This is a genomic window from Massilia aquatica (assembly GCF_011682045.1).
In the GTDB taxonomy this organism is placed as follows: Bacteria; Pseudomonadota; Gammaproteobacteria; order Burkholderiales; family Burkholderiaceae_D; genus Telluria_A; species Telluria_A aquatica.
Genome location: NZ_VVIW01000008.1, coordinates 118,574 through 138,742, shown reverse-complemented (window position 1 = coordinate 138,742; position 20,169 = coordinate 118,574). Strand labels below are relative to the sequence as shown.

The 20,169-nt window shown below is 67.1% G+C and carries 15 protein-coding genes; 9 read left to right on the top strand and 6 right to left on the bottom strand.

Annotation, left to right across the window (positions count from 1 at the left end; genetic code table 11):
- Positions 1-7 precede the first annotated feature (7 nt).
- Genes F1609_RS16015 through F1609_RS15995 form a run of 5 tightly spaced genes read left to right on the top strand, consistent with a single transcriptional unit; the run spans position 8 to position 10,061 of the window.
- A complete protein-coding gene (locus F1609_RS16015) occupies positions 8-4,387 on the top strand; it encodes a glycosyltransferase family protein (RefSeq protein ID WP_167077402.1) in 4,380 nt (1,459 codons plus the stop codon).
- A complete protein-coding gene (locus tag F1609_RS16010; RefSeq protein WP_167077401.1) occupies positions 4,384-5,838 on the top strand; it encodes a class I SAM-dependent methyltransferase in 1,455 nt (484 codons plus the stop codon). The genes F1609_RS16015 and F1609_RS16010 overlap by 4 nt, the downstream gene beginning before the upstream one ends.
- Entirely contained in the window at positions 5,835-7,148 is a 1,314-nt protein-coding gene (locus F1609_RS16005) for a polysaccharide deacetylase family protein (RefSeq protein WP_167077400.1), read from the top strand. The genes F1609_RS16010 and F1609_RS16005 overlap by 4 nt, the downstream gene beginning before the upstream one ends.
- Positions 7,136-9,151 carry a class I SAM-dependent methyltransferase gene (locus F1609_RS16000; RefSeq protein ID WP_167077399.1) on the top strand — a complete coding sequence of 672 codons (2,016 nt, stop codon included), beginning with the start codon at positions 7,136-7,138 and terminating at the stop codon, positions 9,149-9,151. The genes F1609_RS16005 and F1609_RS16000 overlap by 13 nt, the downstream gene beginning before the upstream one ends.
- Positions 9,144-10,061, top strand: a complete 918-nt coding sequence (locus tag F1609_RS15995) for a methyltransferase domain-containing protein (protein WP_167077398.1) — start codon at positions 9,144-9,146, stop codon at positions 10,059-10,061. The genes F1609_RS16000 and F1609_RS15995 overlap by 8 nt, the downstream gene beginning before the upstream one ends.
- Here the strand turns inward: F1609_RS15995 and cysC are convergent.
- Entirely contained in the window at positions 10,052-10,642 is a 591-nt protein-coding gene (gene cysC / locus F1609_RS15990) for an adenylyl-sulfate kinase (RefSeq protein ID WP_167077397.1), read from the bottom strand. The genes F1609_RS15995 and cysC overlap by 10 nt on opposite strands.
- Before the next feature lie 112 nt (positions 10,643-10,754).
- On the opposite strand from cysC, the gene F1609_RS15985 reads away from it, so the two are divergent.
- From F1609_RS15985 to rfbA, 4 genes are all read left to right on the top strand, one after another.
- On the top strand, positions 10,755-11,402 hold the full coding sequence (locus tag F1609_RS15985) for a hypothetical protein (RefSeq protein ID WP_167077396.1): 648 nt from the start codon (positions 10,755-10,757) through the stop codon (positions 11,400-11,402).
- Positions 11,338-12,156, top strand: coding sequence for a class I SAM-dependent methyltransferase (locus tag F1609_RS15980; RefSeq protein ID WP_167077395.1), 819 nt, complete (start codon positions 11,338-11,340; stop codon positions 12,154-12,156). Before F1609_RS15985 ends, F1609_RS15980 begins: the two co-directional genes overlap by 65 nt.
- Before the next feature lie 100 nt (positions 12,157-12,256).
- On the top strand, positions 12,257-13,312 hold the full coding sequence (rfbB, locus tag F1609_RS15975) for a dTDP-glucose 4,6-dehydratase (RefSeq protein ID WP_167077394.1): 1,056 nt from the start codon (positions 12,257-12,259) through the stop codon (positions 13,310-13,312).
- The gene (gene rfbA / locus F1609_RS15970) at positions 13,309-14,199 is read left to right on the top strand and encodes a glucose-1-phosphate thymidylyltransferase RfbA (protein WP_167077393.1); all 891 of its coding nucleotides are present in this window, start codon (positions 13,309-13,311) and stop codon (positions 14,197-14,199) included. The genes rfbB and rfbA overlap by 4 nt, the downstream gene beginning before the upstream one ends.
- 23 nt (positions 14,200-14,222) lie before the next feature.
- Here the strand turns inward: rfbA and F1609_RS15965 are convergent, their stop codons facing one another.
- The 5 genes from F1609_RS15965 to F1609_RS15945 all read right to left on the bottom strand — a co-directional run bounded on the left by F1609_RS15965 (position 14,223) and on the right by F1609_RS15945 (position 20,165).
- Positions 14,223-15,194 (bottom strand): hypothetical protein, encoded by a 972-nt coding sequence (locus F1609_RS15965; protein ID WP_167077392.1) that lies wholly within the window; start codon positions 15,192-15,194, stop codon positions 14,223-14,225.
- A gap of 65 nt (positions 15,195-15,259) precedes the next feature.
- A complete protein-coding gene (locus tag F1609_RS15960) occupies positions 15,260-16,321 on the bottom strand; it encodes a ferritin-like domain-containing protein (protein ID WP_167077391.1) in 1,062 nt (353 codons plus the stop codon).
- Between the two features lie 30 nt (positions 16,322-16,351).
- Positions 16,352-18,211, bottom strand: a complete 1,860-nt coding sequence (locus F1609_RS15955) for a hypothetical protein (RefSeq protein ID WP_167077390.1) — start codon at positions 18,209-18,211, stop codon at positions 16,352-16,354.
- A gap of 31 nt (positions 18,212-18,242) precedes the next feature.
- Entirely contained in the window at positions 18,243-19,013 is a 771-nt protein-coding gene (locus F1609_RS15950; RefSeq protein ID WP_167077389.1) for a VOC family protein, read from the bottom strand.
- A 48-nt stretch (positions 19,014-19,061) separates the two neighbouring features.
- Positions 19,062-20,165, bottom strand: a complete 1,104-nt coding sequence (locus tag F1609_RS15945) for a TatD family hydrolase (RefSeq protein WP_229421911.1) — start codon at positions 20,163-20,165, stop codon at positions 19,062-19,064.
- Between the last annotated feature and the right edge of the window lie 4 nt (positions 20,166-20,169).

The following is a 20,169-nucleotide window of genomic DNA, read 5'->3' as shown; positions in this document are numbered from 1 at the left end:
AGACAGCATGGATGTCAGCAGCAACGCGGTATCGAACGATCACGCCGGCAACGGCGCACTGGCCGGACGCGCCATCCGTGGCCTGATCGAGCGCATCGGCCCTGACGGCATCAGCGGCTGGTGCCTGGACCTCAATTGCCCGCAGGAGCAACTGGCGCTGGAATTTCGCGCCGGCGGCAAACCGATCGGCTTTACCACTTGCAGCGTCGAGCGCGACGATGCCGGCGGCTTCGGCTTTCACTGGCCGCTGCCGCGCCACATGCCGCAGGTCGCGCTCGACACGCTCGAAGCCTGGGTGTTCGACACCGGCATCAAGCTGGCGCGCGCGCCCGCGCAAGACGGCGGCGCGGCGCTGGTGCACCATGCCACCGGTGGCATCGCGCTCGACCAGGTGGAAGCGGCCGGCATCGGCGGCACCCTGCACGGCGCCCTGCCCGGCCAATGCCTCACTGTCGAACTGTATGCCGACGGCCAGCTGCTCTCCACGCAGGCGGCCGGCCAGACATTCATGCTGGCGGTGCCGGACGCGCTGTTCGACGGCCAGCTGCACCAGTTGACCCTGCGCGTGCCTGAACTGAACGCCCAGCTGGCCCTGCCGCGCGAACTGAGCGTGTTCACGCCTGTCGATGCCGGCAACTACCACGTCCGCAACGGCATCCTGTACGGCTGGATCGATCCGCTGCGGGTGCCCGGGGGCGCGACCGGACTGCGCGTCGACGACGGCCCGCGCAGCCTGGGCCAGATGCCGGCCGGCGCCGGCGCCGAACACGGCGCGGCCTTCGACTTCAAGTTCGAGCTGCCATTGAGCCTGTACGACGGCGCCGAGCACGCCATCGCCATCAACCTGCACGGCACGCGCTACCGCCTGCGCACCCAGGGCGGCGCGCTGTCGCTGGCGTGGCGCCATCCGGTGGTGGGCCGGGTCGACAAGGTGGGCGACAACGGCCTGCACGGCTGGGCGCTCGACACGCGCGACACCAACCAGGTCCTCACGGTCGGCCTGTACGACGGCGAGCAGCTGCTTTGCCAGAGCCAGGCCCAGCTTCTCCGGCCGGACGTCAACAAGCAGCTCCAGACCGAAGGCAATCACGGTTTCGAACTGCTGTTCCCGGTGGCGCTGTACGACGGGCAGGCGCGCCGCATCAGCGTGCGCGTGGACGGCATGCCGCTCAATTTCCGGCTCGAACACGACGTGCCGCTCGTGCTCAAGTCCGAGCAACTGGCGAAGATCGACCCGGCCGAGCGCTATCACGGCCATGTCGAGCAGCTCAACACCGGCATGATCATGGGCTGGGCCTGGGACCGCAAGAACCCGGTGCTGCCGGTGCACGTGGCCGTGTATGTCGACGACGAACTGCTGGCCGTGACCCAGGCCAACCGCTTCAGCGCGCGCCTGCGCGGCGACAACCGCCATGGCCACCACGCCTTCCTGGTCAGGTTCCCGGCGCACCTGATGAACGGCGCGCAGCGCAAGATCAGGGCGGTGATCGTCGAAGGCAACTTAGCCATCAAGATCGAGAACGACAGCCTGCGCTTCCCGCTGGTCGACCATGCCGGGCGCCAGATCGCGCCGCTGCCGGACGGCCACTACACCCACCGCGCACCGCCGCATCTTTGGCAGGGCAAGCGCGCGCGCCTGCCGGCGCCGCTGGCCGAACCAGGCGTGCCGCTGATCTCGATCATCGTCCTGAACTGGAACGGCGCCAATATCCTGCGCGACCTGCTCGACTCCATGCTGCGCGTGGACTGGCTGCACGACTATGAACTGCTGCTGGTCGACCACGGCTCGGTCGACGACAGCCTGGCCGTGGCGGCCGAATACGCGGAACGCCTGCCCCTGCGCATCCTGGCGCGCGGCGTCAATTTTTCGTTCGCGGCCTCCAACAACCATGGCGCCACCCTGGCGCGCGGGCGCTACCTGGTGTTCGCCAACAACGACCTGGTCATGCTGCACGACTGCCTGGCGACCATGCGTGAGCACCTCGACGATCCGCAGGTCGGCGCGGTGGGCCTCAAGCTGCTCGAGCCGCTCGCCACCGGCGCCGACGCCTGGCGCTACGTGACCCATCACCAGGGCGTGCAGTTCAAGGTCGACACCCTGGCCGGCAAGGGCCAGCGCTATTACGCGCCGATGGAAGTGGGCGAACAGGCGCACGCCGAGCTGGCCGGCTGCTACGACCTGCCGGTGGCCACCGCCGCCCTGCTGATGTGCCGCGCCGACGAATTTGCGGCCGTGGGCGGCTTTTACGAAGGCTATGTGTACGGCATGGAAGATGTCGACCTGTGCCTGGCGCTGCGCCTCAAACTCGGCAAGGCGGTCCTGTGCGATACCGCCGCCGTGGCGCTGCACAACCGCAGCGCCACGCGCGACTCCAAGATCCGCGCCGGCACGCACCAGAAAATGTACTCGGCCAAGCTGCATGCGAACAACCGCAAGCTGTACATCGAGCGCTACGGGCGCCAGTTGACCCGCACCATCCTGCGTTCGCTGGTCGAGGGCGAGAGCATGTGGCGCCCGACCCCGCTGCGCGTGACCATCGCCGTGACCGCCACGGCGATGAGCACCCCGGCCGGCGACTTTTTCACCGCGCTCGAACTGGGCGAGGCGCTGCACCGCCTGTACGGCTGGGAAGTCATGTTCGCCTCCATGCCGACCCACCAGTTGCCCGGCACCGACGTGCTGGTGGTGATGCGCCACGATTACGCCATCGAAAAAATCAGCGAAGCCAATCCGGGCCTGATCACGGTCGCCTGGGTGCGCAACCGGGTCGACCAGTGGCTCGACGCCCCGCACCTGCAAGCCTACCAGCTGATCTTTGCATCGTCGCACAAAGCCATTGCCCATATCCGCGACGCCACCGGCATCGAGGCCACGCTGCTGCCGATCGCCGCCAACGCCGCGCGCTTCAAGCCGATGCCGGCAGCGCCCGAACACGCCAGCGACGTCACCTTTACCGGCAGCTACTGGGGCGCCGAGCGCGAGGCCATCGGCCTGCAAGACCTGGCGCGGGATTCCTACCGCTTCGCCATTTACGGCCACGGCTGGCAAGACCGGCCCGACTGGAAGGCCAACTGGCGCGGCGCCGTGCCGTACGCGGCCCTGCCCGCAATCTACAACTCCGCCAGGATCGTGCTCGACGACAGCCACCCGGTCACGCGCAACTGGAACTCGCTCAATTCGCGCGTGTTCGACGCCATCGCCACCGGCAAACTGGTGCTGACCAACTGCCGTGGCGGCGCCGAGGAACTGTTTCCGGACCTGCTGCCGGCCTTCGACGACGAGCAGCAACTGCAAGCCCTGCTGCGCCACTACCTCGACCACGACGAGGAGCGCGAGGCCCTCGCCGCGCAACTGCACCGGGAGGTGCTGGAGAAGCACACCTACGACGTGCGCGCCGCCACCTTCCGCGACGGCCTGCGCGGCCTGCTCGCGCACACCCTGCGCTTTGCGATCAAGATCGGCGTGCCGGCCATGGACCAGCGCGAGCAATGGGGCGACTGGCACTTCGCGCTCGGCATCAAGCGCGCGCTGGAAAAACGCGGGCATGTGGCGCGCATCGACATCCTGCCCGACTGGTACTGCGGCCTCACCGCCGCCGACGACGTGGTGATCGTGCTGCGCGGGCTGTCCCAATACCAGCCGCAGCCGACCGCCATCAACCTGGCCTGGCTGATCAGCCATCCGGACGACGTGACCGTGACCGAGCTGCAGCAATACGACCACGCCTTCGTGGCCTCGACCAGCTTTGCGGCCTGGCTGGGCGAGCGCATGGGCGACCAGGTCAGCCCGCTGCTGCAATGCACCGACCCGGCCCTGTTCTATCCGGAGCTGGACCAGGAACTGGAAGTGCCGGAGGTGGTTTTCGTCGGCAATTCGCGCGGCCAGCTGCGCGAGGTGGTGCAGTACGCGCTGGCCGGCGGCGTCGATTTCAGCGTCTACGGCGGCATGTGGGAAGGCATCCTGCCGCCGCAGATGGTGCGCCAGACATATATTCCCAACGAGCGCCTGCGGCATTACTATTCAGGCGCCAAGGTGGTGCTCAACGACCACTGGAGCGACATGCGCGACCAGGGATTCGTCTCGAACCGCCTGTTCGACGCCGGCGCCTGCGGCGCGACCATCGTCAGCGACGAGATGCAAGCGTGCCGCGCACTGTTCGGCGATGCGGTACATTACTACAGCACGCCGGACGACCTGGCTGCCGGCGTTGCCAAGCTACAGCGCGGCAAAACAAACACTGACAAAGGAGGCAAGCGCTTGCGTGAACTGATCATCTCCCAACATACCTTCCAGCACCGGGTCGACGAGATCTTGCAGGTCGTCGCACGGGTGGCACCGGATACGGTCTCCGCACCGCAGCCTTCGGTCGCCGGGGAGGCAGCATGAGCGCCGTCCTGAACGCCGATACCAACGACGTGCTGCTGCCGCCGGCCAACCTGCGCTTCATGGCCGAGAGTGAAGCGGATTTTTTGCCGATCTGCGACCACCTGTGCGGCAACATCCTGACGCGCAAGGCCAGCCTGACCGCCGACCTGCTCGACGTCGGCTGCGGCTACGGGCGCCTGGCGTACGGACTGCGGCGCGCCGGCTTCAAGGGCCGCTACCAGGGCTTCGATATCCTGTCGCGCCAGATCGACTGGCTCAACGCCAACTTCGCCGGCCCGCAAGACGCGGGGCGCTACCGCTTCGCGTTCCTCAACGTCCATAACGCCCGCTACAATCCGGGCGGCCTGCCGTTCGAAGACCTGAGCCTGCCGTTTCCCGAAGCCAGCTTCGATTGCGCGACCGCGTTCTCGGTGTTTACGCACATGTACGAGGACGATATTCGCCAGTACCTGCGCCGCGTCGGCGCGCTGCTGCGCGAGGACGGCAAGTGGATCTGCACCTTTTTCAGCCTGCCGGACGACTTTTCGCTGGCCAGCCAGCATCCGAACGTGCGCTACCACCTGACCGAGCAGATTTCCGAACACGCCTTCATCCACAACCCGGCCGAACCACTGCACGTGATCGCCTACCACATCGGCTTCCTGCACCGCCTGTTCGCCGCAGAAGGCTGGGAAGTGGAAGACTTCCAGCGCGGCAGCTGGCTGCGCGACCCCGGCAAGGACGAATTCCAGGACTGGTTCGTGCTGCGCCGCCGCAAAGCCGTGCAGGAACCGGCGCCGCCCGCCTGCAACATCTGCGGCGGCGGCGACTTCGGTCCCGGTCCGGCCGGCCGCCTGGCCAGCACCGGCGCGCCGCCCTGCTGCCGCCAATGCGGCGCGCTCGAACGCCAGCGCGTGGTGCGCCAGATGTTCCAGGCGCTGCCGGTCGGCTTTCTCGACTGGCGCCGCAGCCTGCAATTCAGCCCCGACCAGGCGCACAACCCGGCCTGGTTCCGCAGCCATGAAGTGTCGGTGTACGAAGGCGAAGGCAGCCTCGACATCCAGGCGATCGACCGTCCGGACGCCAGCTACGACTACATCACGGTCAGCCACGTGCTCGAATGCATTCCGCGCGACCTGGCCGCGTTCGACGAACTGCACCGCATCCTGTCGCCGCGCGGGCTGCTGCACATCGGCTTCGGCGGCGCCCACACGCGCGCCGTGACCGAGGATTTCGCCGTCCCGGTCGACCGCTACGCCAACCTGCACCGCTACGGGCGCGACGTCTACCAGCGCTTCGGCTGCGCCGCCAAGGGCATGGGCATGCTGGCCGTGCAAGGGACCGACCCGGTAACCGGCGCCATCGACGTGGCCCACCTGTTCGCCAAAGACCCGGCCGATATCGCCCGCATGCGCGCCTGGCTGCTGGCGTGGGACCCGACCCTCGTCATCGTGGAGGAAACGCTGCCATGAACCGCCACCCGGCGCCCACCTTTCAGCGCACGGATGCGCAATGCAATCTGTGCGGGACCGGCATGCACCTGGAGGCGGGCGAAGCGTGTCCGCTGTGCGCCAGCACGCCGCCCCAAAGGGTGATGCGCAGCGTGTTCCAGGCGCTGCCGCATGGCTTGCTGGCGCAGCGCACGCTGGCCCCTGCGCCAGGCCCGCACGGGCTCGATGAACGCTGGTTCGCCGGCCGCGCCACCCCGGCCGATCTGGCCCTCGCCGATCGGGCCGGTGCCATCGACGCGCTCGACAACCTGTCGGCGCGCGGCGTGGTGTATCTCGATGGCGACGGCGGCGCCATCGGCGCACTGCTGGCCCTGAACTGCGCGCCGTGCTCGGTGATCGCCATGGACGTGGCCGAACCGGGCGGCGGCGCGCGCCAGCGCGCCACCCTGCTGCTGCGCGATCCTGCCGACGCGGCGCGCTGGCTGCCCTGGCTGCAAGCGTGGCACGGACCCGGCGCGGTGGCGGCCAGCGTGGTCGAGGACCCGTTCGCGGCGCTGCGCACCGAACTGGCCGTCTGGCAAGCCGAACAGCGCGAATGCAGCTTCTGGTGGCGCGACGACGACCTGGTCGCCGACAGCCCCGCCCTGCGCCGCCTGGCCGCGCTCTCGCAGCGGCACGACGCGCCGGTGCTGGTGGCGGTGATCCCGGCCCAGGCCGACGCCGAACTGGCAAGCGCCAGCGCCGGCGGCATGCCGACCCTGGTCTTTTGCCAGCACGGCTGGGGCCACATCAACCACGCCGGGGCGGGCCAGCCCAACAGCGAATTCGGCCCTGAGCGCGATGCGCACGACGCCGAAGCCGACCTGGCGCGCGGCGGCGAACGCATGCGCGCGCTGTTCGGCGAGCGCTTCATGCCGGTCATGGTGCCGCCCTGGAACAAGCTCTCGCCGGCGCTGGCGGCGCGCCTGCCGGCCCTTGGCCTGGGCGGCGTGTCGCAATACCTTGCCGAGCCGCACGCGCCGGTGGCGGGGCTGGTGCGGGTCGATACCCATCTCGACATCGTCGACTGGCGCAACGGCGCCGGCGTGCGCGAGCCGGCGGCGCTGGTCGAGCGGCTGGTGGCGATCTTGCAGATGCGCCGCAACGGCCAGCTGCGCGAACCGATCGGCGTGCTCAGCCACCATCGCGTGATGCTTGATGGAACCTGGCGCTTTCTCGACCAACTGCTGGCCGTGACGGCCGGATTTTCCTGCGTGCGCTGGCTGCACCCGCGCGACGTCTTCCAAGGAATGACATCCATGATCCAGACAGAAGCGCAATGCGCTGCCTGATCGTCGGCGCCGGCAAGACCGGCACCACGGCGCTGGTGTACGCGGTGGCGCAAGCCATGGGCGGCGAACCGGTGATCCATTTCGAAGACCCCATTGCCGGCCTGCAGACACCCGCGCCCCACACGGCGGCCAAGGTGCTGTTCGAAGACGAGCGCCCGGACGATATTGCCGCCTTCGGCGCAAAGTTTGACCGCCGCATCCTGCTGGTACGCGACCCGCGCGATAATCTCATCAGCCACCTGCTGTACGCGGTCGCCACGCACCGGGTCCAGATGGACGACCCAGGCTGGCTGCGCACCATTGCGCAGCTTTTGCAGCGCAAGCAAAAAGAGCCGGCATCGGTCGATTTGCAGGAGTTCCCGCAATTAAGACCCCCGTCCGCCCTCCTGAACCTGGTCTGCGCGACCAACCAGGCGCTGGCGGCGTTCGCGCAAGCGCATGCCGGCAACTGGTTCATTCTGCGTTACGAAGACATGGTGGCCGGCCGGCTCGACGCCCTGTCGGCCTACCTCGGCATGACGGTGCGACCCGACGCCAAAATCGACCCCACCTACCAGCGCGTGGCGCGCACCAAGGGCACCGGCGACTGGCGCCACTGGTTCACCAGGGACGACGTCGCGCATTACCGGCCGCTGCTCGACCCCTTGATGGCCGCCCTCGGCTACGCCGACGACTGGAGCCTGGCCACCCCGCCGTTGATCACACCCGAGCATAGCTGGGTGTATTTCGAGCGCCTGGTGCGCGAGCGGCGCCAGTTTTTCGGCATGCCGCCGCTGGCGCTGCCCACACCCGATCAAGTTGGCCCGGAAACGCGCGCGCGCATCGGCAAGGCTGACGTGATCAACCGCCTGGTGCGCCAGTTCGGCTTCAAGCGCTATCTCGAATACAACAAGCTCGACGGCGGCAAGTGCTTTTCCGAGGTCGTCTGCGAGAGCAAGACCCTCGCATTCATCCCCGAACACGCCTATCTCGACGGCCCGGTCACCGAGCGCCTGCTGCAAACGGTGGAAAAATTCGGTACCGGCGACATCCTGACCCTGCCGCAACTGCTGGAACGGCATGCCGGGCAAGGCTTCGACATCATCTTGTACGACCCGGTGCATGTGCGCCCCGAGGTCGACCTGGTGGCGCGCGCCCTGCCGGCCCTGCTCAATCCGGGCGGGATCCTGATCGTGCACGACTGCAATCCAGAGAAAGAGGCGATCACCAGCGTCAAGCGCTGTCCCGGCGCCTGGGTCGGCGAAACCTACAAGGCGTTTGCCCTGCTGCGCCATTACAATCCGGGACTGGCGTTCACGGTGGACGAAGATTTCGGCTGCGGCCTGGTCTGGAACAACGGACTGGTGCTGGACTATCCGGTCGAGGCCGACCTCACCTACCAGCAATTCGACGCCCAGCGCGCCTCGTACACCGGTTTGATGAGCTACCACCAGTTCCTCCAAAAAACCGCATCCGGCAAGATCGCCGACCTGTTCGCCGCCCCCGCCGCGCCGGCGCCGCTGCGCTTCCAGAGCGCCCCCCCACCCGCGCCGCGCATGGCGTGCCAGCTGTTCTGGCGCGGGCCGGACGAGGACTTCTGCGAAGAACTGGCGCTGACCCTGCCGATCGTGCTCGATGGCAGCGTGCAGGTGCTGCACTTCACCTTTCCAGCGGGCGTGGCCGGCATCGAGCGCCTGCGCTTCGACCCGGCCGACGGCATCCTGGCGCTGCGCCTGGCCTCGCTGGAACTGATCAGCCCCAAGGGCGCGCTGATGTGGCGCTGGGACGCCGATGCGCACGCCGGCCAGGACTGGCGCGCCGTGCGCTTCTGCGAGGTCGACGGCGCCACCCTGCTGCTGACCACCGGCAGCGATCCGCAATTTCATCCAGCCTTGCCGGCGAGCGTGCGCGCCCGGCTCGGCGCCGGTTGCAGCCTGTCGGTGGTGATGACGCCGCAGCCGCCGCTGGTCGGCACCTTGCTGGGCGCGCTGGAGGCATCGCGCCAGGAGGCGTCGCATGAATGATGCGCAACAAACCGCCGCGCACTGGAACGCGCCGCCGCCTTTGCCGCTGCGCACGCGCTGGTGGCAATCGAGAGCCATCGTGCGCCACATCAACCGCCGCATCGCGGGCGAAGAAAGCGACGGCACTGCGGGCGGCGACCTGGCCCTGCTGCGCGCGCAGAATGGCGGGGCCGCGTTCGGGCGCGCCATTTCGGTCGGCTGCGGCACCGCCTACCACGAGCTCGAACTGCTGCGCGCCGGCGTGGTCGAGCACTTCGACCTGTACGAAATCGCCCCCAGCCGGGTGGCGGCGATCCATGCGCGCGCCGCAGCCCTGGGCTTGAGCATGCGCGTCTCGGTCAGCAGCACCGACGCCTTTGCCAATGTCACGCCCGGGCAGTACGACCTGGTCTACTGGCGCGACGCCCTGCACCATATGAACCCGACCCTGGACGCGGTCGCGTGGAGCCGGCGCGTGCTGGGCACCGGCGGCCTGTTCTACATGCACGAGTGCGTGGCGCCGAGCTACATGCAGTGGAGCGATCACCAGCTCGACCTGGCCGAGCGCGTGCGCCGGATACTGCCGGCGCGCTACCTGGACGATCCGCACCAGCCGGGGCGCCTGCTACCTGCGCGCAGGAGCCGTCCGACCATCGCCGGCATGCGCGAGGCCGATCCGAGCGAGTGCATCGACAGCGCCAACATCCTGCCGAGCTTGCGGGCGGTGTTTCCGAATGCGGCCATCGTGCCGGCCGGCGGCATCGTCTACATGCTGGCGCTGAACGATATGTTGGCCAACCTGGACGAGGAGCGCGACGACGGCCTGCTGGCCGCCTTGCTGGCGATTGACGACATGTACACCGATGCGGGCGACTTCGTGTATGCGGTGGCGCACGCGCGCAAGCTCGATCCGGCCGCCGCCTACGCCTGATGGACAATGCGCCGCTCGCGCAGCAGCACAAGCAGCGCCGCCAGCGCGTCGTCGACCGAGCCGCTGGCGGTGTCGAGCGCCAGGTCGGGCGCGGCGGGCGCCTCGTAGGGCGAGGAAATGCCGGTGAACTGGGCCAGCTGGCCGTCGCGCGCGCGCCGGTACAGGCCTTTGACGTCGCGCTCTTCGCACACCGCCAGCGGGCACTGACAATAGATTTCCAGAAAAGCGCCGTCCGGCACCAGGGCCTTTGCGCGGGCGCGGTCGGCGCCGAAGGGCGAGATGAAGGCGCAGATGACGATCATGCCGGCATCGGCGAACAGGGCCGCCAGTTCGCCGGCGCGGCGGATGTTTTCGCTGCGGGCGGCGTCCGAAAAACCGAGGTCGGCGCACAGGCCGGTGCGCAGCTGGTCGCCGTCGAGCACGTAGCTGCGGCAGTCCATCTCGAACAGGCGCCGCGCCAGCGCCTGGGCCACGGTCGACTTGCCGGCCCCGGACAGGCCGGTCAGCCACAGCACGGCGCCCCGGTGGCGGTTTTGAGTAGCGCGCTCGGCGCGGGTGATGCTGGCGGCAGTCGTTGGCATGGTGGAACTCGGCAAGAGGGGTTGAGCGAACTGGAGCGACGATATATTCACATAAACAATGCCTTCGCGGCGGGTTTTCCGGCCGCGCGGCGCGATTTTTTTCAGGTGGAGCATGGATACGCGCATCGACACGCAACTGGCGCTTGAACGCTTGCAAGCCCCGGGCACGCCCGTTTGCAACCTGTGCGGCGGCACGGAGTTCGGCCCCGGTCCAGGCGGACGCCTCGGCAAGGACCAGCTCGGCCCGCACTGCATCGCCTGCGGCTCGCTGGAACGGCACCGCGTCAGCGCGGGCGCGCTGCAAGCCACGCACAAGGGCGACCTGGACTGGCGCCGCGCCCTGCTGCTGGGCAGCGAGTACGGCGCCGATCCGCGCTGGTTCGCCAGTTGCGCAACGCTGCCTTCGGCGGCTGCGGGCAGCTTGCCGGCGGCGCTGTCCGGCTACGGGGCCGGCAGTGTCGACTTCATCGGAATGATCCACCTGTTCGAGTATCTGGACAACGACCGCAGCGGTTTTGCCCAGTTGCTGCGTTTGCTGTCGCCGCGCGGGTTATTGCAGGTCTGCTTCGCCGATCCGCGTGCGCGGCCGTGGACCGCGATCCAGGCGGGTCCGGCGGGCAGTGTGCGGCGCTGGTACGGGCGCGACCTGGAGCGCCATTTCCGCTGCCCCGGCCGGCGCGTCGGCGTGACCATGCATGAAGCGGCCGACCCCGGCACCGGCGCAGTCCTGCCTGTGCATTTTTTCCACCACCAGCCATGAAAGCACCAGCTTGATGACCACCGACGACATCGCCAGCAAGAAGGACTACATCCGCCAGCGCATCAAGGGGCTGGACAAGGCGCTGCTGCCGCTGGGCGACCCGGCCGGCAAGGACGTGCTGGTATTCGGCTGCGGCCAGGGCAACGAAATCCTGTGGAGCGCACGGCGCGGGGCGCGTTCCGTGCTCGGCATCGACCTCGGCAACCCAATCCATGCACCGCTGGCCGAGCTGATGGCGGAAGAAGGCTTCGGCGATTTCTGCTATGCCATGCACGAATGCAATGTGCATGACCTGGCGCTCGACCATCCGGGGCGCTACGACCTGATTGTCTCGAACGGCGTGTTCGAGCATGTGAGCGACCTCAAAGGCGTGCTGAACGCGATGCGCCCCTTGCTGCGCCCGGGCGGCCGGATTGCCATCTACGCCGACGGGCTGTGGTTTTCGGCCATCGGCGGCCATCTGGGCAAGACCAACTGGGAACACCTGTGGATGGCGCCGCACGAGATCAAGGAGCAGTTTCCGGAGCGCTGGCACGCGTACATCAGCAACCTGAACCGGATGACGGCGGTCGACTTCTTGCAGGCGCTGCGCGACGTCGGCGCGCTGGTGTTGCAGTTCAACGTGCGCAGCGACCCCTATCTGCGCAATGCGGCGCCGCTGATGGAGGCGATCCGCGCGCGCCAGCAAGTCTCGCCGACCGATATGTCGATTACCTCGGTCGGGTGCGAGATCTGTTTTCTGGAGCATCTGTAGGGAAGCTGTATTCGTGCAAATGTTAAACAATTCCATTCCCGCCACGCCGCATTTCACCTAAAATCAGCGTGTCGAATTGCCGACCTTCCAGGGAAACTTCATGATTCTTGTCACCGGTGGCGCCGGCTTTATCGGATCCAATTTCATCCTCGACTGGCTGGCGCACAGCGACGAGCCGGTTCTCAATCTCGACCAGCTGACGTACGCGGGCAACCTGGATAACCTGGCGCCGCTGCGTGGCGATGCGCGCCATGTGTTCGTGCAGGGCGATATTGGCGACCGCCTTCAGGTGGCGCAGCTGTTGGTCAGGCACCGGCCGCGCGCGCTGATCCATTTTGCCGCCGAAAGCCATGTGGACCGCTCGATCGACGCACCCGGCCAATTCATCGCCACCAATATCAACGGCACGTTTTCGCTGCTCGAAGCCGCGCGCGCTTACTGGCAGGCGCTTGAAGGCGCGGATAAGACCGCCTTTCGCTTCCTGCACGTCTCGACCGATGAAGTGTATGGCACCCTGGGGCCGCTCGATCCGGCTTTTACCGAGCAGTCGGCATATGCGCCGAACAGCCCGTATGCGGCATCCAAGGCGGCATCCGACCATCTGGTGCGCGCCTGTTATCACACCTATGGCTTGCCGACCCTGACCAGCAATTGCTCGAACAATTACGGGCCCTGCCAATTCCCGGAAAAACTCATTCCTTTAATGATCGCCAATGCGCTGGCCGGAAAAGCGCTGCCGGTGTATGGCGACGGGCGCCAGATCCGCGACTGGCTGTATGTGGGCGACCATTGCGCGGCGCTGCGCCGCATTCTCGAGGCCGGCCGTCCGGGCGAGGTCTATAACGTGGGAGGGAATAAGGAAATGACCAATATCGACGTGGTGCACACCCTGTGCGACCTGCTGGACGCCGAGGCGCCGGGCGCGCAATCGTACCGCGGCCAGATCGCGCACGTGACCGACCGCGCCGGCCATGACCGCCGTTACGCGGTCGATGCCGGCAAGCTGCAACGCGAACTGGGCTGGGCGCCTGCCGAAAACTTTGCCAGCGGACTGGCGCGCACGGTGCGCTGGTACCTCGCGCACCGCGACTGGGCGGCGGCGATTGCCTCGGGTGCGTATCGGGAACTGCGCTGGCCGGCGGGAGTGGCTCCATGAGCGCGCTTGAACGCAAGGGCATCATCCTGGCCGGTGGTTCCGGTTCGCGCCTGTATCCGGTCACGACCAGCATCTCCAAGCAACTGCTGCCGGTGTACGACAAGCCAATGATTTACTATCCGCTCACCACGCTGATGCTGGCCGGGATACGCGATATATTGATCATTTCGACGCCGCAGGACACGCCGCGTTTTCGCGAGCTGCTGGGCGATGGCAGCGCCTGGGGCATCAACCTGGAATACGCGGTGCAGCCGTCGCCGGACGGGCTGGCGCAGGCCTTCATTATCGGACGCCATTTTGTCGGCAACCGGCCGTCGGCGCTGATTTTGGGCGACAATATCTATTACGGCCACGAACTCGATAACAAGCTGAAAAAGGCCAACGACCACCACGACGGCGCCACCGTGTTCGCGTATCACGTGCTCGACCCGGAACGCTACGGCGTGGTCGAATTCGGCGACGAACAGAATGCGCTGTCGATCGAAGAAAAACCCAAGGTCCCGAAATCGAACTACGCGGTCACCGGCCTGTATTTCTACGACCGCCAGGTGTGCGACATCGCGGCCGAAATCCGTCCATCGGCGCGCGGGGAGCTGGAAATTACCGATGTCAACCGCGCGTATCTGGCGGCCGGCCAGTTGCACGTGGAAGTGATGGGGCGCGGCATGGCCTGGCTCGATACCGGGACCCACGAATCGCTGCTGGACGCCTCGCAGTTCATCGCCACCATCGAAAAGCGCCAGGGCCTCAAAATCGCGGTGCCGGAAGAAGTCGCGTACCGCAAGGGCTTCATCGGCGCCGAAGAACTGGAAGCGCTGGCGCGGCCGATCAAGGACAATGCCTACGGCAAATATTTGCTGCGGGTCTTGTACGACCAGATTTTCTGACACCAGGCGCCGGCCTGGCAAGGTCAGTGCGGCACCTTGTCCCCGGCGCCGGACGGCACCCCGTTCCATTGCTGGTGGCTGGTCGCGGCCTTGCTCTCGCCGCCCTCGCAATCGCCGTCGAACAGGCAGCACCATTGCGGCTGCGGCCGGCATGTCCTGGCCACTTGATCCCAGGTCGTGCGCGGATCGGGCGGCTGCATGCGGAAGTTGCGGTAGTTCTGGCTGACGATGGGCGCGTTCGGCGGGTCGCCCGGAAAGCCGGAAAAGTAGAACGATTGCGGATGGCGGTAGGCCGGCGCCGCCTTGTTATAACTGTCGCGCCGCGCCCGTTTTTCGAAGGCATAGCCGAACAGCGGTCCGGCCCCGCCCGTGGCGTAAGCTTGCAGGCTGCCGCCCAGATGCGCGCTGCGCGCCGCATCGTACGGCAAGTGCTTGATGAAATCGCGCCGGGGTGGGTGATTCTCCAGCGAGAACTGGCAGCACGCGGGCGTGCCGGCGGGCCGGTCCGCATAGCGCAGGAAATATGCCTTGTTGCCGAGCGAAATGAACGCGCAACTGAAGTCGTTTTTCATCGGGAAGATCGGCAGGCAGCGCTTGCGATAGTATTCCATCATCGCCCCGCTGCCGTCGCCATCGCGCGGGCGGTAGTTGGCGTCGTAATACGTGGCGCCGTGCGAAATCTCGTAGTCGGACGGCGTCAGGCCGTCCGGCGGGGAGGCGTACGGCGGCGGGAATCTGTCGGCATTCCTGAACACCCGGTACATGATCCATTCGCTCGACCAGGTAGCCGGATACAGCGGATCGGTAGGCTCGCCCGGCTTGCGCGGCGCAATGCAGTTCGACGGCGGCGTGCAACCTTTGGTATTGTGCACGCCGCCGGTGGGGTACACATGGCGTTCGGCGGGACTTTGCGCCGCCGCCGGCACGGTGGCCGCCATGCTCCAGGCAAACCATGCCGCGGTCAGCGGCAGGTACAGGGAAATCCGGATCGTCATGGCGGGTCCTTTAACGGCTGGCTATTCGGCGCGAGCGCGAAGCAGTTGTTTCATCGTTCTTTCCTTCATCTCGAACGGTGGGATTGGTCCAGCGCTGGATTGCTTGGCTGGTATTGAAAACTTGGCCCGGTCGGGATGTTGCCGTAGGCAACGCCTGCGGCCATGACCTGGGCTTGCAGCTTGAGCGACATCATCAGGCCGATGGCGACGTTGAATTCGTCGCTGTTGTCCCGTCCGTTAAACACCGCTTGCAGCGCATTGAGCAGACTGGTGTAGGTGTAGTTGAAGTTATCGAAGGCGAACAGCTGGTTCCCGTTCGCCGTCTTCTGGTACAAGGCGGCGGTGGGATTGACCGGCAGCCGGTACACTCCGCCCTCGTCGAACGAGATGGCCGCGCCGGCGTAGGCATAGGTGGTGCCCGAGCGCACCAGCATCCTGCCCTTCTTGATCTGCATGAAGCGGTAGTAGTGGGCGTAGCCGTCGCCCGCGCCTTCGTCGGGCGAAAGCAGGCTGCCCTCGCCCTGCTCGATGATGGTGTCGAGCGCCCGCTGCGCGCTCGCCAGGTCGTCGACCACGACCACCTCGCGCATCAGGCCCGGTCCGACCTGGTTGCGCGCGGGCTGGACGAAGGACCCGGGCGGCAGCAGCGCCAGCGCTTCCCTGATCTTGCGGTAGAACTGGCCGATGGTGACCTGCTCTTCCAGCGCATCGCTGGGCCCGCGCCTGAAATGCAGCGGGTGCTCCGGTTCCTCGATCGACAGGAAGGCATCGAGCTGGGTCATCGAAAACGGCGCCAGGTTGACCGTCAACTGGCTGTCGACGCCGCCCGGCAAGGGCCCCGGATAATGCGGCACGAAGTCGGGACGGTCGACCCGTGGGGTGCCGCCCAGCGCATTGAGCACATTCGCCACCAGGGTCATGTGCAGCATCTCTTCGGTGACGACCGACTTGAGAATGGCCGCGATCTGCGTATTGCGGGAGGCGTCAAGCGAATACAGCGCGTACAAATAGGGTGGAATGGTGGCGTGCTCAAGTTCGAGCGCGTTCTGCAGGGCGGTGTGGACGTCGGCGAGCGCGGGGGCCGGGCCATCGAGGCCCGCGAGCAAGCTGTTTTGAATGAGGATCATGCTGTTCTCCTGGTCGATGGGCGATGGGCGTTAGCGCAGGCACAGGCGGCGCGAGGCGGCGTAGGCCTTGCCGCCCCTGGCTTTCATGGCGTCCGCTTCGGGGCTGGGCGCGGTGTTCGCGCGCAGCCGCCGCGCCGGCGCCGCGCCGTTGCCCGACAGCGGGTTGTCGAGCCAGGAGAGAATCGCGTTGCGCTTGGCCGGCGACAGGTCGCGCGTGACCGGCATGGCGTTCGGATTGGACGGATCGAGTCCGAACGCCAGCTTGAGCAGGGCCGCATTGGCCACCACGTCCTGGAAATTGCCCAGGTCGAGAAAGCGCTTCATGACCGGATACAGATTGGCATACTGCTGGAAGATCGGCTGCAGCGCGTCCCAGGTGACCGGGGCTGGCGGGGCGAAATCGCTCCACAGCAAGATGCTGATGAAATTCCACTGGTTCTCGTTGTACGCGAAGCGCTGGTCGGTGAAGCGCACGCGGATCCCGTACACCTGCCCGTCGATACCGTAATCCTGGCCGCCATTGAAGTAGCGCGGCGTGCCCGGGTCGGTCGGCGCCAGCGCCAGCCACGCCACGCCGTTCCTGTCGGTGCATGCGCTGCGCTCGAACGGCATGGCCGAGAGCGGCACGGCGACATTCGGTACATCCTGCGCATTGATACTGTTACTCGGCTGCAGCCCGCCGGCATCGGCGACAAAGGTCAGGTCGGCGCCGGCAAAGGGGCGGCCCCAGCGGGTCGCGTACACCGGCACCCGCACCGTATCGCCCGGACTGAGGCGGTACACATACCGGTCGGCACGCACGAACGCGCCCAAAGGCGACTCCATGATGAAGGCATCGGCCGGCGCCAGGTCGCCGCTGAGCACCAGCGCCTGCTCCTCGACCGCCTTCAATTGCTCCGCAGTCAAGTTGATGACGACCACGCCCGCCGTCCGGCCATACCACGCGGGATCGGTATACCCAGCGGGACCGTGCGGCTCGATCGACCCCAGGCCCGGGGTCTTCCCGTCCGCCGTGGCCACGCCCAGCGTCAACCGCCCGAGGTCGCTCATTGGGCCTCCCGGCGTGGGTGTGCTGAGCGCATTGCCCAGGTCGAGAAAGATACAGCCGGCGGAGGTATCGACCTGGGCGGCGAAAAAATTGATCCCCCCTTGCGGCGCGAAAAATCCGGAAGGCGGCTGGGTGCTGACAGCCATGAACTGGCGCCCCAGCAACAAATGATCCGGCTCGCCGGCAGCGGCCGGACCGATCGTGCCGACCAGGCGCCCGCACATGAATTCGGGGTCGCCGAAGTTGAGGTTGATGCCGTCGACGTTGAACTTGATCGACAGTTTGCCCGAGCCGGCGGCGCCGCGCAGCGCCAGCAGGAACGGCGAGCCCGCGATGTCGCCCCATTGCAGATTGGTCAGCACCGACTGGTACATGGCGCCGGCGGCGTTGTCGCCACCGGAATTGCCGCCGGTGGCACGGTTCCAGATATCCATGAAGGCGGCCGGCGTGTAGTCGCCGAGCAGCAAGGTGTTGCCGGCCGCATCGGCGATGCGCACCTGCAGGCCCCAGATCTCCGACACCATTTGCTGCTCGCTGTCGAGATCGGCCAGCTTGGCGCTGACGCGGCTGTTGGCGTCGGCCACCTGGCAAGCCAGTACCGGGTCGGACGCCGCGACCGCGCCGTCCGGGGTCCAGGCCGCCGTGATCGCGCAGCCGAGCAGGCGCCACGAAGCGTCGCCCTCCGGATTGAACCAGCCGTTGGCCGCGGCGGCAGTCTGCATCTGCTGGTAACTGGGATCGAAGGTGGCATTGTCGAAATGGCCGGGATCGTTGTTGACGGTCGAGACATTGGCCTGGAAGCGGCCGGAAAAATGCAGGCGCAGCGGGTTCAAGTAGCTCATCATGTACTCCCTGGTTGGTCCAAAATGCGGTCTACGCGGCGCTGAACGGCTCCAGCAGCCCGATCTCATTGCCTTCGGGATCGGTGATCATGGCGAAGCGGTAGCCATCGGCCTGGGTAGGGTCCATCAGGCGCCACCCGCCTGCCGCGAGCGCGCGCGCGATGGCCGTCTCGAGGTGCTCGACCGTGAGATAGAAGCGGCAGCCGGGCGCTTCGCCCGGAACGGCCGGGTCCATCTGTCCGATGCCGCCCATGCTGGCCGCGCTGCCGCTGCCGAAATGAACGTAGGCAAAGTCATGGCTGCCGCGCACGAAGGTCCAGCCGAACACCGTGCCGTAAAAGGTCAGCGCCCGCTCCTGGTCCCTGGCGATGATCTCGAACATACGCGACGGGTGGCCATTGCCTGGCGCTGGCGGCGCCGCCGTGCGGCCGGGGCGCACGAAACCGGCCTGCTGCGACAGGAAATCGACCGTCGTATATGGCTTGCCGTGGGACGAGACGAACAGCGCCCCGTACGTTTGCGTGAAGCCGGTGAAGGCCGGCCCGTTCAGGTGCGCCAGGAAGGCGTCGGCGTCGCGGTACTCTTCGAAGAACACCACGCTGTGCGCAGCGGCCGGCGGCAGCGCCTGCAAACGTGCGTCGGCCGTGAACGGGGTGTGCACGCGGTAGATCAGGGTGCCCGGCTCCTGCGCCTGCACCTCCTCGGCCAGCTTGCGCAGGCCGGCCAGCGCCTCGCTTTCGCAACCGGGCCGGATGAACCAGGTCGAGGTCAGGCTGACCGTCGTTGAGTTTGCTTGCTGCATTGCCGCTCCTTTGGTGGGTGGGGATGAGCGTGCTCCAGGCTCGGGAAACTAACTGATCACATCGCTACCGGCCGCCGCGTCGATGCGCGGCGCTTGTCCGCGCAATACCGAGTTGCCGCTGTAGAGGTTGCGCTGGTCGATCGGGGGCGGCGCCAGCCAGTCCTGTTCGCGCATTTCGCCATTGAGCCCGTAGACGGCCAGCGCATTGGCGTAGCACACCTGGTGAATCACCTCGGCCGGGATGCCCCGGCTGGCCATCAGGCGCGCCGATTTGGGCACCGCCAGCGGATCGGACACGCCCCAGTCGCAGGCCGAATCGACGATCAGGCGCTCCGCGCCATACTGCGCCACGATGGCGGCCAGGCGTTCGTTGCCCATCTTGGTCGATGGATAAATCGTGAAGGCGCACCAGTAGCCCCGGTCGAGCACCTCGGCCACCGTCTCTTCGTTGTTATGGTCGATCACGCAGCGCGCCGGGTCGGCCCCGCACTCCTCCAGCACGTCCATGGTGCGCGTGGTGCCGCGCTTCTTGTCGCGGTGCGGCGTATGGATCATGATCGGCAGCTCGAACTGCCTGGCCAGCGCGATCTGGGCGCGCAGGGCCTTGTCTTCCAGCGCCGTCTGCTCGTCGTAGCCGATCTCGCCCAGCGCCACCACGCCCTCCTTGGCCAGGTAGCGCGGCAGCACGTCGAGCACGGCCTCGGCCAGCGCCTCGTTGTTGGCCTCCTTCGGATTGAGGCCGATGGTGCAGTAGTGGCGGATCCCGAACTGGCCGGCGCGAAAGCGCTCGAAGCCGCTGATGGTGGAAAAGTAGTCGATGAAGCTGCCCACATTGGTGCGCAGCTGGCCCAGCCAGAAAGCCGGCTCGATCACCGCCACGATGCCGGCCCGCGCCATGGCCTCGTAATCGTCGGTGGTGCGGGCGATCATGTGCGCGTGCGGGTCGATCAGCATGCCGCTGGCGCCGGGCGGCAGGCGCCGCGCGGCCTGGCGCGCGCTGTTCATCTGCCCCGCCTCGGCCACGATGCGCTCGATCATCGCCGGACTGAGCGTGCCGCCGCAGCAGGGGCAGGCGGCCGAGCGCCCGCCGAACATTTCATCGATCAAGGCTTCGTCGGCGCCGAACTGATGGTCGTCCGCACTGTGTGTCATCGTC